The organism is Nostoc sp. DedSLP03 (genome assembly GCF_034530815.1).
In the GTDB taxonomy this organism is placed as follows: Bacteria; Cyanobacteriota; Cyanobacteriia; order Cyanobacteriales; family Nostocaceae; genus Nostoc.
The window spans coordinates 15,716-30,707 of record NZ_JAVRCK010000061.1 but is presented as its reverse complement, the minus strand read 5'-3'; the positions used below and the strand labels follow the sequence as shown (position 1 = coordinate 30,707).

14 protein-coding genes are annotated in these 14,992 nt (G+C 42.4%); 6 read left to right on the top strand and 8 right to left on the bottom strand.

The features are described 5' to 3' along the window. Entirely contained in the window at positions 1-1,314 is a 1,314-nt protein-coding gene (locus RM368_RS25275; RefSeq protein WP_322696591.1) for a cytochrome P450, read from the bottom strand. Positions 1,315-1,775: 461 nt separating this feature from the next. Here RM368_RS25275 and RM368_RS25270 point away from each other — a divergent pair, with 461 nt between their 5' ends. Continuing rightward, positions 1,776-2,381: a DedA family protein gene (locus tag RM368_RS25270; RefSeq protein WP_322696581.1), complete on the top strand. Its 606-nt coding sequence runs from the start codon at positions 1,776-1,778 to the stop codon at positions 2,379-2,381. A gap of 211 nt (positions 2,382-2,592) precedes the next feature. Further along, entirely contained in the window at positions 2,593-3,123 is a 531-nt protein-coding gene (locus RM368_RS25265; protein ID WP_322696580.1) for a hypothetical protein, read from the top strand. Here the strand turns inward: RM368_RS25265 and RM368_RS25260 are convergent. Beyond that, complete coding sequence (locus tag RM368_RS25260) at positions 3,120-3,677, bottom strand: hypothetical protein (RefSeq protein WP_322696579.1); 558 nt, start codon at positions 3,675-3,677, stop codon at positions 3,120-3,122. The two genes, RM368_RS25265 and RM368_RS25260, sit on opposite strands and share 4 nt — an antisense overlap. Positions 3,678-3,954: 277 nt before the next feature. Further along, a complete protein-coding gene (locus tag RM368_RS25255; protein ID WP_322696578.1) occupies positions 3,955-4,248 on the bottom strand; it encodes a hypothetical protein in 294 nt (97 codons plus the stop codon). A gap of 227 nt (positions 4,249-4,475) precedes the next feature. Here RM368_RS25255 and RM368_RS25250 point away from each other — a divergent pair, with 227 nt between their 5' ends. The 3 genes from RM368_RS25250 (at position 4,476) to RM368_RS25240 (ending at position 8,728) form a co-directional block, all read left to right on the top strand. Beyond that, entirely contained in the window at positions 4,476-4,889 is a 414-nt protein-coding gene (locus RM368_RS25250) for a hypothetical protein (RefSeq protein WP_322696577.1), read from the top strand. A 2-nt stretch (positions 4,890-4,891) separates the two neighbouring features. Continuing rightward, positions 4,892-7,963 carry a tetratricopeptide repeat protein gene (locus RM368_RS25245; protein WP_322696576.1) on the top strand — a complete coding sequence of 1,024 codons (3,072 nt, stop codon included), beginning with the start codon at positions 4,892-4,894 and terminating at the stop codon, positions 7,961-7,963. 543 nt (positions 7,964-8,506) lie between these two features. Next, the gene (locus RM368_RS25240; protein ID WP_416212258.1) at positions 8,507-8,728 is read left to right on the top strand and encodes a ferredoxin-thioredoxin reductase variable chain; all 222 of its coding nucleotides are present in this window, start codon (positions 8,507-8,509) and stop codon (positions 8,726-8,728) included. A gap of 5 nt (positions 8,729-8,733) precedes the next feature. On the opposite strand, the gene RM368_RS25235 is transcribed toward RM368_RS25240, so the two are convergent. From RM368_RS25235 to RM368_RS25215, 5 genes are all read right to left on the bottom strand, one after another. Next, a complete protein-coding gene (locus tag RM368_RS25235) occupies positions 8,734-8,955 on the bottom strand; it encodes a hypothetical protein (protein ID WP_322696575.1) in 222 nt (73 codons plus the stop codon). 106 nt (positions 8,956-9,061) lie between these two features. Then, on the bottom strand, positions 9,062-9,853 hold the full coding sequence (locus tag RM368_RS25230) for a YdcF family protein (protein ID WP_322671579.1): 792 nt from the start codon (positions 9,851-9,853) through the stop codon (positions 9,062-9,064). A gap of 145 nt (positions 9,854-9,998) precedes the next feature. Next, positions 9,999-10,505: a hypothetical protein gene (locus RM368_RS25225; protein ID WP_322696574.1), complete on the bottom strand. Its 507-nt coding sequence runs from the start codon at positions 10,503-10,505 to the stop codon at positions 9,999-10,001. Between the two features lie 157 nt (positions 10,506-10,662). Beyond that, positions 10,663-12,192 (bottom strand): AAA family ATPase, encoded by a 1,530-nt coding sequence (locus RM368_RS25220; RefSeq protein ID WP_322696573.1) that lies wholly within the window; start codon positions 12,190-12,192, stop codon positions 10,663-10,665. A gap of 169 nt (positions 12,193-12,361) precedes the next feature. Then, positions 12,362-13,243 (bottom strand): hypothetical protein, encoded by an 882-nt coding sequence (locus RM368_RS25215; protein WP_322696572.1) that lies wholly within the window; start codon positions 13,241-13,243, stop codon positions 12,362-12,364. A 668-nt stretch (positions 13,244-13,911) separates the two neighbouring features. Here RM368_RS25215 and RM368_RS25210 point away from each other — a divergent pair. Then, positions 13,912-14,992: tetratricopeptide repeat protein (locus RM368_RS25210; protein WP_322696571.1), on the top strand; the 1,081-nt coding region annotated here is incomplete at its 3' end.

The window sequence follows — 14,992 nt, the reverse complement described above, 5'->3', positions numbered from 1 at the left end:
TTACTGAGGTTGAAATCTAACCCGCAATCCATCTTTCGGGCGATTAGTGGGAACTACAACTTCCTCTAAACTTTGATTGGGTAATATCTCCCAATGATAATTGCGTAGAAGATGAGCAGCAACAATCTTCATTTCCATTTTGGCAAAGGCTAGACCAATACAAATGCGCGGCCCACCGCCAAAACCAACTAAACTAAAAGGATACTTTTTGTTTTCTTGGCGCTGGGGACTGAAACGGTCTGGCTCAAATCGGTCTGGTTCAGAATAAATTTCTTCAATTCGGTGAGTAACTCCAATTGAATAGTATAATTGCCAACCAGCAGGAACGTGATAACCTTTAAACTCAAAGTCTTTAATCACACCACGGAACCCGCCTCCGACAGGTTGATGCAATCTTTCAACTTCCCACAAAACCTGTTCTAAATAGGGCATTTTCCCTAATTGTTCTAAATCCAAATTACCTTTACTTGCAAGTTGCAATTGTTCAACTCTTGCTTTTTCGAGTACTTCTGGATGACGGGCTAACTCTACACACAACCAAGTCAGCATCGAAGTAGTAGTTTCATGTCCAGCAAATAGTAATAGTAACGCCTGAGCGATGAGTTCTTTTTCACTCATCCGGTTCCCTTCTTCATCTTGGGCTTGTACTAATAAACTCAGAGCATCTTTTGTGGGATTTTGCTGACGTTCTCTAACAACTTTAGTTAGATGCTCTAAAATCTGATTGCGAGCAGCTATAGCTTTACCAAATGTTGTAAATGGCAAGGGCAACGGATTAATCGCAAATAGTCCATTTGTCATGGCTGCGAACAATTTGCTAAAACGCACACATTCAGGGCCAGGACGCGTACCCAACAACAATTGACTAGCAATATCAAACGTCAGCTGTTTAAATTCTTGGAACCAAGTAAATTCCTGCTGCTTCTCCCACTTTTGCAGATAACTACGTGTAATATCTTCCATTGTGGAGACATAGTTCGCCAATGCTGGGCCATGCAATGCTGGCATCATTAAGCGACGGTTTCTGCGGTGTTCTTCTCCATCTTGGAGAAAAAGTGATTCACCCAGTAATGTTTTGAAATTATCAGGCCATCCCTCGCGCCAAGAAAATTTCTCCATTTGGCTTGACAAAACCAACTCTAATGCTTCCGGCCCGACCATCACTACAGTCGGTCTGCCAAGAAGATGAGTTTTGAAGATGGGCCCATACTGGCGATAGCGCTTTTTGGCAAAATCGCGGTCGAAAACAAAGGAGAGTGTTTCACCTAATACAGGTATACCAAAGCTTCCAGGAGGAAATTGATGACTTTTCATATATCTAAGGGTAGCTATGAAAAAGTTAACACGATATTCCCGCTCTGCTGCGATCGCAAAGCTCGCCGTAGGCATCGCAGCACCCGAAAAAGTAAAGGACTGGGGACTGGGAAAAGGGGAAAGGGGAAAAAATTAAAACCTTTTCCCTTTACCCCTTACCCTTTACCCCGCTTGCGTTTACGAGAGCGAACTACTAGGGACTAGGGATTCGGGACTGGGGACTGGGTGAAAAGTCTTTTTGTATCTAAGTTTTATCATCTGTTGATGTCCTAATCACTCAGGCTTTTGCTATACTTTCAAATGTCTTTATCTCTTGCACCCATAACCCAAAACCTGTCATCTGTCATTACATTTTTTTAGATCGCATAATAACTTTATAGAAATTTAATATTACTTTTTATTCAATAAAATTGCTGAACGTTAAGATGTTGTGGATCTATTGAAAGAAAAGTCAAAATTATATGCATCTGGATTTGCCACAACTGATTAAATCACTTGGCTATTTTGGGGTCTGGGCGATTGTCTTTGCTGAATCTGGCTTGTTAATTGGTTTTTTTCTGCCTGGGGATAGCTTATTGTTCACTGCTGGATTTGTCGCATCTCAGAATTTATTGAACATTTGGGTTCTGATTTTTGGTGCTTTTGTTTGTGCAGTCTTAGGTGACAATGTTGGCTATTTTACTGGGCATAAATTTGGCAGAAGACTATTTCAGAAAGAAGATTCATGGCTGTTTCATAAAAAACATCTTGTGAAAACCCAAAACTTTTATGAACAGCACGGTAAAAAAACGATTGTTTTAGCACGTTTTTTACCCATTGTACGCACTTTCGCGCCCATCGTGGCTGGAATTGGTGCAATGCATTATCGCACATTTATGTCTTACAACTTAATTGGTGGCTTTATTTGGACATTTGGCATTACCCTGTTAGGGTTTTTCTTAGGAAAATCTCTGCCAGCTGAACAGGTAGATAAGTATTTGTTACCGATTATTGGATTAATTATAGTTATTTCTTTAGTACCATCGATTATTCATTTGGTACAAGAAAATAGAGCAAACAAAAGTTGAAATATCTTTTGTAGCTCCTTAGTAGATGTTTTATTGTAGAGATAATTATATTGATTTACTGAAGGCATAAACATCAGAGTTCGATCGTACCCTCATGAGCGATAAATAAAAGGATACAGAACAACTAAATTTATTTATGGGAATTTTAAATTTTGAATGCGTGAATTTTGAATTCGGAGCGTTCGCCCTTGGCGTCTCGAAGAGAAGCGACGTGACTTCCTTAAACATCAACCTCTATCTGTTCCTAGAAAATCTCCTCTTTTTCTTTTTTGCCACACTTTTTATTGTGGTTGTGAACTGGGGATGGAAAAACGCAAAGCCTTACACTCTACCTTTACCATTTCCCGGTTGGTATAAAATCTGGTTTGGCTCGGTGCAACTGCTAGCAATAGTGCCGCCATTAGTGGTTATGTTATTGTGGGGTGTATGGTGGGGCGATCGCACAGTCTTAACTGTGCTTGCTTGGTATTTTATCGTCTTAGGGCTGCAAATCATCTCTGAAAGTGTGACGCTTAGGCAGTTGCAAAATGTCGTCTGGGTGATGGTTCCTTATATATATCTCCCTTACCGCTTTTGGCAGTTGTATGAGGGTTTGACACTTTTGGATTCTACAAGCGAGTTGCAGTGGGTACGATATTTATTGATTTTTGAATTGGTGATGTGGATTGTTAACTACGCCATAGATGTATCTCAATTGCCGCGGCTGTTTCATTGGGAAGTAGAATCAAATGACGCTAGCTAGGGATTAATCGCAGAATTAGCCATTTTTACTAAAGAAGTGCGATCGCCTGCTTTTAATCCAAAAACATATTGCACACCCTGTTGTCTCCAAGTCAAGGTAGCATCTGAGCAACCAGCACCACAAGTAAAATCTACAAAATAGCCAGTAATGCCCTTAGCTAAGGATACACGTTTCCCAGTCAGGCTGGGTGTTTTGCGGGTTATGGCTGAAGCCGTAACAACGCCTAAACGACAGGCAGAAGCACCATTACAGTCTGGACTATAAGCCAGTAAGATATCATACTTTTTTTGTGTAGCAGCTTCTATAGTTGCGTAAATTGGATTTTCCCCATCCGACTCAGGAATAAACTTCGGTAAAAGAATCCGAATTTGAGTTTTTTGCTTTAATTTAGGCAGAATAGATTTAAAAACTGGGTTTAGCTGAGTTTTACTCTGCTGTGCTATTATTTGGGATTGATTGTTTATATTGGCTATAGCTGACTTGTGAAAGCTGCTGACACTGACTAATAAAAATGCGGCACACACAGCACTAGTATTTCTAAGGCTTAAAATCATCTTTGAAAACCTCTTCGATCAAAAGTACTTATTTGTAATACCCAGTTTTAGTATAAAAATACGCATTTAATAGATAAAGCGATCGCTGGGAATAAGAAATATAGCAAGCTAATTAAAGGTTAGGACATCTTGAAAGCGTGGATGTTAGGAATAGTAATGTTTTGCCTCCTGCCTCCTGCTATACAAAATTAATCAGTCATAAAGCAAGTGTGTCGGCAACTTACCCAAAAAATGCAGCAAATATGTTCGACTGGGAAATAGGTTATACAGAAATATTCTAATGTTGATGAGAAATGTTCCAGTATTGATAAGGAATATTGTAATGTTGATAAGGAATATTACAATGTTCCTTATAGATATTGTAATGTTGATGAGAAATATTCCAGCATTGATAAGGAATATTGTAATGTTGATGAGAAATATTACAATGTTCCTTATGAATATTGTAATGTTGATGAGGAATGTTGCAATCTTGACAAGAACTACTTGTACATTGAGAGTGACGGAGAAAAAAGTGGCGATCGCTAGTGAACGAATATAGGTTGCGATCGCGCCACAGATAACTATACATTACATCTTGCACCAGCCTAGAAGCTAGTTTGCAACTTGACCTACATTCAACAGGAATGACTATAGATAACAGCTTAGTTATGTTAGATTAGATGCCGAGATAATCGAGACCGTCACAATTAGAGACTTTTTAAATCCATTGTAAAATATTCATGATTTTACTGAAAATATGATAGACACCACGGAGGTCGTAGGATAATGGAAAAGTGGTGACTTTGAGGAATTGAGATGACTGATCCACTAACTACGATCGCAGCAGGGGCAATTCTCAACCTCGCATTTCAGGAGTTTGCTAAGTCGGGGGCTGGGGAAGTGGCGAAGAAGACTGTGGGCGGGGCGATCTCCTTGGCAAAAGAGCTACGAAATAAAATCACTGCTAAGTTTAAAGGAAATGTAAAAGCAGAAGCGGCGATCGCAGCAGTGGAAACTGACCATTCCCCAGCAGCGCTGAACAAGTTGGAAGTGTACTTAGATGATGCGATGGTCGATGATGCTGTGTTTGCGACAGAATTACGGCAGGTGGCGCAGCAGATTATCAATATCCAAAATCAAACTACCTCCAATCGTGAGTATAAAAACTACGGACGCGACCAAATAAATATTGAAAAAATTGAAGGTAATCCCAGAATTGGCGGGTCATAGGTATGGGGAAACGGGGTAGGCGGGGGTATGGCAACCAGGGACGCGACCAAATCAATATTGAGCAGGTAAATGGCAATGTAATGCTCAAGCCAAAGGAGACAGTGCGCCCCACCGCCGAACAGGATTTACTGTCAACAGTTAGGCAATGGGTTGAATCCAGACTTGAGGGACAACTGCACCATGCTGTAAGGCTTAATTTGCAGAAGGAGACGCAACCGCAACAGGTTCGTCCTTGGGGTATGGAGATGAAGGTGGCGATCGCTCAACCGAGTCAGCTACTGTCACCGGAGACGACTATCGGGCAGGTATTTGACCAATGTGCGGGGCGATTGCTGATTTTAGGTGAACCGGGGGCAGGTAAAACCACAAGCTTGCTTGACTTAGCTGTAGAACTAGTGCAAAGGGCAAAGGACGATCCGCAACAGCGCATTCCTGTGGTGGTGGATCTTTCCGATTGGCAACCAACCACATCTCAATTAGCTTCTAGGCAGAGTGGGAATACATCTAGATTCCGGCGGGTTTCTCAGAAAAATCTCTCTGAGTTTCTTCCGGAACAAGCCCCTGTTTGGTCGATGCCCAATTGGCTGGCTAGTAAGGTGCGAGAGAGATATGGCTTTTTACCACGCCAAATTAAACAATGGCTAGAAGAGAAACGCTTAATACCCTTGCTCGATGGACTCGATGAAGTGCGTCCAGAGTATCAGCCAGATTGCGTGCGGGCAATTAACGAGTGGTTAAAATCAGATTTGCGTCCCAGAGAAATAGCCTTGTGCTGTCGGCGCGAGCAGTATGAGGCTTATACTCAAAAGCTGGAATTTGATGGAGCCGTTTATCTTCAAGACTTGACTGACGAACAAATCCAGACTTTTCTAACAGAGACGAACCGAGATGACCTCAAAGAAAGCTTGGTAGCGGATGCGGATTTCCTGGCGTTGATTCGCAGACCGTTGTTGCTATCAATGGCGGTACTTGCCTATCAAGAGCTAGAGCCAACCCAGTGGCGGCGGGCAACTTCGGCGGGCGATCGCTTAAATCTACTGTTAGATGCCTATGTGCGACGAATGCTAACACAGGATACCCCTAGCCGCGCTTATCGTTACGGAAAGATTCCTAGCCCCGAACAAAGTCAGAAGTGGTTAGAAATTCTGGCGTTAGAGCTTTTACAAGAATCCGAAACCGAGTTTTTGATTGAGCAAATTGGAATAACATGGCTGTCAACACCCCTACAAAAATGGCTATTTACTATTTTTGCCGTAATTTATTGGGGGCTAATCGTTGGCGTAATTTGTTGGGGGCTAATCCTTGCTGTAATTTTTTGGGTAAAATTTTATAGGTTAATTAATCTACCTCGGATTGGAGCAAGCTCTCGTTTTTGGCTCGGATTTGGGATTGGGTCTTTATATGGCTTGGCGTGTGGAATAGATGTCTTAAAGAATTTGCCACAGATAGAATCAGTTGTGGGAGGCGTCCAAATCTCATTATCAAGTCTCAAACGACAAAAAATATTACGCAAGCTGTTATCTTGGAAGGGTATATCAGTCCCTACTCAAATTAGCGTACTAATTCATAAATTAAATGAATTCATAATTCCAAGATTGAGCTTTAACTTTGAAGAATGGCGCTTCAAAATTAAAACTCTATCAGTGCCAAATCAAGGAATTAGGAACTTGTGGCGAAATGCAATTCCGATTATGCTAACATTTGTACTCTTGCATACCTTGATAGTGTGTATTGCACAATGTTCAGTGTCTTCCCTTGATGACATTGTGCTAGATTCCTTGTCCATAGCTCCGCTACTATGGATTGGACTGGGAGGGGGATATGTCTGCTTCAATCATTTTCTAGTGCGTTTATCTTTGTATTGCACTAACTCGATTCCTTGGGACTATGCTCGTTTTCTCAACTATGCAACAGAACGGCTATTGCTCCAGCGTGCTGGTGGTCGCTATCGCTTCATGCATGACTTGTTGAGACAGTCTCTTGCTCAACGTAGAATCGATACCCATCCACACCTAATTAGTTCTCAAGTTTTCTTTCGTTGCGCCCAAGGCTACCGTTTGATGGAGCAGTATGATAAAGCATTGCAAAACTTTGATCGCGCCATTGAACTTTACCCACGATATGTTGTGGCGATCGCAAATCGAGGCATTACCTATCGCTTAATGGAACGCTACGAGAAAGCGCTGCAAGACTTGAACTGCGCCATTGAAATTAACCCCAAATATGATTGGGCAATCGCAAGTCGAGGCATTACCTATCGCTTAATGGAACGCTACGAAGAAGCACTGCAAGACTTCAATCGTGCCATTGAAATTAACCCCAAATACGAGTGGGCGATCGGACATCGAGGCTCTACCTATTGGTTAATGGAACGCTACGAGGAAGCGCTGCAAGACTTCAACCGCGCTATTGAAATTAACTCCAAAGATGAGTGGGTAATTGCAGGTCGAGGCTATACCTATTTGTTAATGGAACGCTACGAAGAAGCGCTGCAAGACTTGAACCGTGCCATTGAACTTGACCCCAAATACGAGTGGGCGATCGGACATCGAGGCATTACCTATCGCTTGATGGAACGCTACGAAGAAGCGCTGCAAGACTTGAACCGCGCAATTGAACTTGACCCCAAATACGAGTGGGCGATCGCAAGTCGAGGCTGTACCTATTTGTTAATGGAATGCTACGAAGAAGCGCTGCAAGACTCCAACTGCACCATTGAACTTGACCCCAAAGAAGATACCTACCAATATCTTCGCGCCCTTGCCTACCTCGCCCTCAAGCAAGCCGAGTTCGCCGAAGCTGATTTGAACATTGCCATCCAAATTGCCCAGCAAGAACACACCGAAAAACCTGACAATTACGAAAACACCTTCAACCTGGCCCTTTATCACCTCGTTGCAGGCAATCTCTCAACCGCCCAAGAGTTATATCAGACTGCACTTGAACAGACCACTTTCCAAACCAAAATCCGAAATGCCATTCAAGATTTGAAGGATTTGCTGCGGGTGTTTCCTGAAAATATCCCTGCCCAGCAAATAAAAGCAGTGCTGGAGAGGAAGCTGAAATTGCCTTAACGTAAATTTGACGGGGCTAAAAAATAGCAGGGGTTAAGCAGGCAAGTTTTTTGGGGAAATGTCAATAGATCGTTTTTTAGGGAAATAAGTATAAGCAGCCAACCCTGCTATCAAATTAACCAAAAAGTTAAACCTTTTAGGAGAGAGGTCAAAGTCTATTGCATACAAAGAAGCGATCGCGATCGCAGCGCATCTACCATACACGAAAATTCTTAAGAGAGTTGACCTGGGGAACATCCTAGAGTCAAGATAAAAGAGTTAGATATCTGTCAAAGTACTAAGCACATCCGATATCGCCTGATTTTCTTTCATTTCCCTGCTTTTGGGTTAAAGAGAAAGGCTATGGGCGATACTTATTAACGTGGCAAAAAACTGAAAAAAGTACGCGCGGATTGCTAAAACGTGCCTGGACGCAGAGGGTTAAGCCGTTGCACCCCGATGAAGCGTCAAGAAATAGCTGATTAAATCAAATTCTAAGCGATTTAATCATATATTTTGTAGCAGATACTTGTGGAAAAGAAAATGCTAGGTGTGAATGTTGTTATGAAAGTTGGCGATCGCGTCCGCGTTAAAGATTCAGTAGTGGTGTATCATCATCCTGAACATCGAAATCAGCCTTTTGATATCAAAGGTACAGAAGGCGATGTAGTAGCTATTGCCAGCCAATGGCGAGACAGACCAGTAAGCGCTAATCTACCGATTGTAGTCCAGTTTAGTAAAAAGTTTAAAGCCCACTTGCGTGAAAATGAGTTAGAAGTCATCTAAAGCACTTATCGGCGGCGAAACCACTGGAAAATATTCAGTTCGCCGCGCATTTTTTTAAGGTCTTTGCGGTTTTGTTCTGCTGTTGTATAATACCAATCACAATAACGCTGAAACTCCGAGCGCGACCGAACTTCGTGGTAAAACTCATGGGTTGTTTGGTAAGACGCAAAAGCTTCCTCAACTTGAGGTTGAGCAACTGGAATAATATAAGGTAAATTTTTTGACATAAAATTAATTTAGTTTGTCATTTGTCATTTGTCATTAAGAGTTTCAAATTCAGACAATTACCGCACTTCATAACTCCTAACTCCTAACTCCTAACTCATAACTCGATTAAAGCCAACCGCGTAAGCGATAAACTAAAGAACCAATATACTCTTTGAGAGCGATAGTAAATTGGTGTAAATTGTCGGTATCAGGTAATAAATTTAGTATAGCGGCCTTGGGAGTACTACCGAGTTCTTGCAACTCACCCTCGCTAACTAAAAAGTCAGTGGGTGCAGGAATAGCATTGATTCCTTGACGCTGGAAAATCTGAAGCGATCGCGGCATATGCATTGCCGAAGTTACTAATAATACCTGACGAATGCCACGAGATGACAAAATTTTTTGGACATTTACAGCATTTTGATAAGTATTGAGAGAGTCAGGTTCTTGGACAATTGCCTCAGATGGAATACCAATAGATGTAAGGATTGTGGCCATATCTGCCGACTCTGGCGAACCACTTCCACGCCAATCAATGCGGCCGCCGCTCAAAATGATTATAGGTGCTTTTTTCTGGCGATAAAGTTGTGCGGCGTAGATAACGCGATCGCCAGCTTCACTTAAATCGACAGTAGGTCTTGGGAAAAAAGCTGATTTAGTTGCGCCACCCAAAACCACAATTGCTTCTGCATTAGGTATTTGGGCGGGTGGAAGATTTTGCCATTCTAGCGATCGCACTAATGATTTAGCGATCCAAGCATTGCTAGAAAATAGCAATAAAATTAGGGAAAAAGCAATTGCGATCGCCGCAGTCCGGGGTCGTTTCCACAAAGTTACTAATGCTACTACCAAGCTCACGCAGGCTAATCCTAGCGGATAAAAAAATAGTGGCAGTAACTTGGATAAATATAAAAACATATTATTAGGGCGTCGGGCAGGGGAGCAGGGGAGCAGGGGAGCAGGGGAGAAGAGGAGAAGTAGCAACTAAATTTTTCCCCTCTGCCCCTGTGCCCCTCTGCCCCTGTGCCCCTCTGCCTCTTTTCAACACTCAATTCCCAAATTATTACCTTTCCCAAAACTTGTAATTGAAACTACTTCCAGGAGTGCGACGGTAACGGCGACCGGCTCTTCTGATTTGCCGTTTGTTGATCCTTTCATTCGTTGGTTCAACTTCAACTTCTTCTGATTCTTCAACTTGCAACTGAGTTCTAGTATCTTCCTTACTTCCCCACCAAGCAGTAATCCAGCCTCCGGCTAAAGCACCTAATCCACCGAGCAAGATACTCATAGGTGCTGGATAGCCTAAATATACAAAACCCAGCATGAAAAATAACCAGTATTTCAGTCCTGCATCAACACCATCAGAGGAGGCAACATTTGGTGCTTGGGGGCTATTATCAGTTACATTAGTGATCCAGCTTAAGATAAAACCGCCCATGATTCCTAAGAAGATGCTTAGGGCTGGTGCGGAGCCGGTCATTATTAATATAAATGTTAAAAATGCCCCAAATAATAGTTGAGAAAAGAAGCTGGGAGAAATACTGAAAAGGTCGTTCTTTTTGTCTGCCATAAAATAAATAACTTATTTAACAAATTACTAATGACGCTCGATAGCAAAGCTTTAGCGACGTAAAAGCGTCTGACTCTGACGTAATTCCTAATTTTCGATTCAATTACGAATTACGAATTACGTAGCTTGCTTCTCGCATAAAGGCGAGGATTACAAATTATTTTAATTGTGCCTGTTGTGGTTGAGTTGTATCCCAAATCTTTACATAAGGTTGTTCCTCTTCAGTGAAAGGTTCAGCTTGTTTAATTTGTGACGCTAATAAATCGGCGGTGGCGTCAGCAATATCACCAGTGCGATTGTTCAAACGCTCTTTTAGAACTTCAAGTGGTGCTGTGCATTGGATAATCTGAAGGGGAAGTTGATGTTTTGTAGCTTGGGCGATCGCTTCTTGGCGTAATTGTTGTTTATCATACTTGGCATCTAAAATTACCGAAAAACCTTGTTTAGCCAGGATAATTCCCAATTCTAACAGTCGTGTGTAAGTTTTCTCGGTCATCTCTGGTGTATACAAATCGCTGCCACCCCGTTCCCACAACGGAATTCCCCCTAGATGCTTCCGCACCGCATCCGAACGCAGGTGAATCGCTCCCTGTTGACGGGCTAAATGTCTGGCTGTGGTACTTTTACCAGAACCCGACAACCCCGACATCAAAATTAGTTGTCCCTGCTTGGGTTTAGTATATTCCCAAGCTTGTTTGTAATAATCAGTGGCGGTTTTTGTCGCTTCTTCTTTTACCGTTGCGGGTACACTCGGATCGTCTAGTAAAAATGATGTCACCTTCGCCCGGACATAAGCCTGACGGCTTAAATACAAGGGCAACACCTGTAAGCCTTCCCAGTCTCCAGTTTGCTCTATATAAGTATTCAAAAACGCATTACCCAAGTCTTGATGCTGGCCAGCTTCCAAATCCATCACAGTGAACGCCACATCGTACATCACATCGACAAAGCGAAACGACTCATTAAATTCAATGCAATCGAACAACAAGATTTTATCGTGCCACAGGGCAATATTTCTCAGGTGTAAATCCCCATGACATTCACGAATATAACCGTTGTGAATTCTGCTAGCAAATAATTCTGGACGTTCGGCAAAAAATTTATCTGTATATTGCTTTGTTTCTGTAAATTGCGCCTGAGTCTGGGGGCCACCAATATACTTCTCAGTTTGCTGATAATTCTCATCAAAGGCAGCCCGGATATTTGGCACTTCGCCAAAAGTGCGAATGTAATCATTCGTCTGTGCTTGGGCATGATATTGAGCAACCACTCGTCCCAACTCATTTAGAAGTGTTTCATTTAACTTACCTTCTTCAAAAAGGATACTTAGTAGCGACTCTTGAGGAAACTGACGCATCTTCAGCGCATATTCTACAGCCTCGCTCGTTCCCCCTAACTGGTATTGCTCCCCAACCAAAGTTATGGGCAAAACTTCTAAATATAATTCACCAGCACCGCGCTGATTTAACCGTAACTCTTCCTGACAAAAATGCTGCCGCTTATCTAAGGTAGAAAAGTCCAAAAAGCCAAAATTCACAGGTTTTTTCAGTTTATAGACGTAATCCCCAGTTAACAGCACATAAGAAGCGTGGGTTTGAACTAGTTGAATAGGTTCTGTTACCTTATGGGGATAAAATCCCGGCTGCAACATTTGCTCGATAAAAGCTGGGAGAGTTACTTCTGTCATCTCTTTGCTCTACGGGTTCAAATACAAAAAAACCAGGAGTTTCCTCCTGGCTATCATCAAAAATTATTACACAGTTTACCAATTGAGTGTTGATAAGCTAATGCGCTATTTTCTGTGAAGACTGTCATTAGTCATTGGTCAATTGAGAATGGTGCAAGATATCAGCATATCAAGGAGAACTCGTTTTAGAAGCTTCTGGACTGCGAATGATGATATGTCCCTTCTCACTTTCTTGAATAGCTAACACAGATGGAATCTCACCAGGTTTTGCGTTTGAGGGTAATGCTCGAAACAAATAAATCCAGCCGCCACGTTCTAGGAGTAAGCGCCAGACTCGCGGCTGCTGTGGATTGCTGATGTCATTATCTTCTCTGCCTCGCAAGTCGTCGAATAGACCCCGATCGCCAATAATGCGATAACCTTTCAAAGATGGATCTGCAAATATATCATCAAGTTTGCGTCCCACAGCAAACTTTTCTTCAGGTGTAATTAAGGCTACAACAGGTAAAGTGGAGTTTTGACCAGCGTCTCGTTGTGCATCTGCGATGCCTTGCCAACGAGCTAACCAAAATATCACAATTAATACCCAGGATACTATGACTATCTCATTGACTAGCGATCGCAGAAATTCCACTGAGCGCAGTTGTCCAGAACTAAATTCAGCCAGAGATTTTAGCCGTTTAGCTGTCCATGAGCGTTTGTGTTGGGTTGCAGAGATAATGCGACTCAATAGTAATTGGCTTGCAGAGACTACAGTCTCACTAACGATTTTAATTAACCATAATGTTGCCTGAATAGCGATCGCAGCTGCAAAAAAAGCGATCGCACTTTTGCAGATTGTCCAACCATCTCCGAGAAATATTTGCAGGGGAACTATCAAAAAAGACTGTGCGGGTAAGTCGAGGGTATTGACTTCTAGCTGAAAAAAGTAGAAATATGACCAACGGTAAATCCAGCCTGCAAAGAAAAGCGCCGCACCCAGTAAGCCAAGTACACTCGTGAATTTACCTAAAATATTGGTTTCCTGGTTAGGATTTGGTGCTTGGGTCATAGGGGGAGATGGGAGAAACAATGTAGGGTGTGTTACCGCGAAGCGTAACCCACCGAGTTATATAGCGTTTCTTGTTTATATACAATACACTCTGACCTCCCTCCTAAAAAGGCTAGCGTGTGTGTACACAAGTTGGATTCCTTTTCAAATCCTGACATTACCCCCCTTAATCCCCCCGATGTATTAGGGGAAAACTAGAAAATCCGGTTCCCTCCCCTTTACAAGGGGAGGGTTAGGGTGGGGTAAATAATCAGTTTCTTTTAGTGATTTTACGGAAATTTCATATACGCCTCTGAAGTTTAATGAGAAAGTTAAATCTAGTCAAATATACTGTTAAAGCCATGTATTCAAATATCTATAACAAAGGTTCAAGTAGTTGCAACAAATATTCAAACGCTTGCAACAAACGTTCAAACATTTCCAACAAATGCTTAAACATTTGCAAGAAATGTCCCAACGTTTATAACAAATGCTCCGATGTCGGCAATAAATGTTTCAACCTTTATAGGACTTACGCAAAGTTAAGGTATTTTCGTTCTTGCGATCGCTCCGTTTGCTCTTAGCGTTCCTGTAAGGTAGCAATCCCAGACTTGACCAAATACTTTTGATGTTGCTAACGACAACTTCTGCTAACACCCAATTAAAAACAGCTACCTCTGCGCTATTCTATGAAAAAATTTCTCACCAGTTTTTTGGCTGTGGGCTTTTATCTAACGCCTTTAACAGTGATGCTGATGGCTCAACCCACCTGGGGACAAACTCAAAACTCGCGATCGCAAGAAGCAGAAAGGCTGCTAGAGCAAGGGAGAAAACTGACACAGCAACAGGAACACCAACAGGCAATCCAAATATTCCAGCAAGCTTTAATCATTGCACGAGAACTCAAAAACCAAAAACTGGAAGCAACTGCACTGCTTGACCTTGGATTTAACTACGACCGTTTAGGAGAAAAGCAAAGAGCACTCAATTTTTACAACCAAGCTCTGCCCTTATATCGTGCTATGGGCGATCGCGCAGGCGTTACCACTACACTCAATAACATCGGTCTAGTCTACAACGCTTTAGGAGAAAAGCAAAAAGCACTCGATTTTTACAACCAAGCTTTGCCCTTTTGGCAGGCTGTGGGCAATCGCTCTGGTGAAGCCTCTACTCTCAATAACATCGGTTCAGTCTACGACGATTTAGGAGAAAAGCAAAAAGCACTCGATTTTTACAACCAAGCTCTGCCCCTATATCGTGCTGTGGGCGATCGCTTTAGTGAAGCAAACACACTCAATAACATCGGTACAGTCTACGACGCTTTGGGAGAAAAGCAAAAAGCACTCGACTTTTACAACCAAGCTCTGCCACTACGTCGTGCTGGGGGCGATCGCGCAGGCGTTGCTGTCACACTCAGTAGCATCGGTAAAGTCTACTACGATTTAGGAGAAAAGCAAAAAGCACTCGATTACTTTAACCAAGCTCTGCCCCTTAGGCGGGCTGTGGGCGATCGCTCTGGTGAAGCCACTACACTCAATAATCTAGGTGCAGTCTACGACGATTTAGGAGAAAAGCAAAAAGCACTCGATTTTTACAACCAAGCTCTGCCAATATATCGTGCTGTGGGCGATCGCTCTGGTGAAGCCACTACACTCAATAATCTCGGTTCAGTCTACGACGCTTTAGGAGAAAAGCAAAAAGCACTCGATTACTTTAACCAAGCTCTGCCAATATATCGTGCTGTGGGCGATCGCTCTGGTGAAGCCACTA

Excerpts from the sequence above, each read along its gene's own strand:
- RM368_RS25235 (WP_322696575.1), bottom strand. The coding sequence starts at position 8,955 with ATGTCAAAAAATTTACCTTATATTATTCCAGTTGCTCAACCTCAAGTT.
- RM368_RS25240 (WP_416212258.1), top strand. The coding sequence starts at position 8,507 with ATGAAAGTTGGCGATCGCGTCCGCGTTAAAGATTCAGTAGTGGTGTAT.
- RM368_RS25225 (WP_322696574.1), bottom strand. The coding sequence starts at position 10,505 with ATGGCAGACAAAAAGAACGACCTTTTCAGTATTTCTCCCAGCTTCTTT.
- RM368_RS25275 (WP_322696591.1), bottom strand. The coding sequence starts at position 1,314 with ATGAAAAGTCATCAATTTCCTCCTGGAAGCTTTGGTATACCTGTATTA.
- RM368_RS25255 (WP_322696578.1), bottom strand. The coding sequence starts at position 4,248 with ATGTATAGTTATCTGTGGCGCGATCGCAACCTATATTCGTTCACTAGC.
- RM368_RS25260 (WP_322696579.1), bottom strand. The coding sequence starts at position 3,677 with ATGATTTTAAGCCTTAGAAATACTAGTGCTGTGTGTGCCGCATTTTTA.
- RM368_RS25230 (WP_322671579.1), bottom strand. The coding sequence starts at position 9,853 with ATGTTTTTATATTTATCCAAGTTACTGCCACTATTTTTTTATCCGCTA.
- RM368_RS25270 (WP_322696581.1), top strand. The coding sequence starts at position 1,776 with ATGCATCTGGATTTGCCACAACTGATTAAATCACTTGGCTATTTTGGG.
- RM368_RS25245 (WP_322696576.1), top strand. The coding sequence starts at position 4,892 with ATGGGGAAACGGGGTAGGCGGGGGTATGGCAACCAGGGACGCGACCAA.
- RM368_RS25215 (WP_322696572.1), bottom strand. The coding sequence starts at position 13,243 with ATGACCCAAGCACCAAATCCTAACCAGGAAACCAATATTTTAGGTAAA.
- RM368_RS25250 (WP_322696577.1), top strand. The coding sequence starts at position 4,476 with ATGACTGATCCACTAACTACGATCGCAGCAGGGGCAATTCTCAACCTC.
- RM368_RS25220 (WP_322696573.1), bottom strand. The coding sequence starts at position 12,192 with ATGACAGAAGTAACTCTCCCAGCTTTTATCGAGCAAATGTTGCAGCCG.